Origin of the sequence: Paenibacillus agri, assembly GCF_013359945.1 — a bacterium.
Classification (GTDB): domain Bacteria; phylum Bacillota; class Bacilli; order Paenibacillales; family Paenibacillaceae; genus Paenibacillus_AQ; species Paenibacillus_AQ agri.
Map to the genome: position 1 here is coordinate 1 of NZ_JABWCS010000083.1, position 261 is coordinate 261.

1 rRNA gene is annotated in these 261 nt (G+C 42.5%); it reads right to left on the reverse strand.

The features are described from left to right. Positions 1–112: ribosomal RNA gene (locus HPT30_RS00380) — 23S ribosomal RNA — on the reverse strand; the annotation flags it as partial. Positions 113–261: the final 149 nt, after the last annotated feature.

Below are 261 nucleotides of genomic sequence, written 5' to 3' on the forward strand. Positions count from 1 at the left end.
ACCCCCGGATCAAAGCTTGCTTACAGCTCCCCGAGGCAGTTTCGTTGTTCGCCACGTCCTTCGTCGGCTCCTGGCGCCTAGGCATCCTCCGTGTGCTCTTATTAGCTTAACCTCAATTTTTTCCTTCGGAAAAATATCGAACCATAAATGGTTTCAATACTTTCTTTCAGAACATAATCGTATCAACTAATAACTATTTCAACTTGCTTACACAAGTTTCAGCTAAAAGATGTTCTAAAACGCAAATTCGTTTCGGTATCC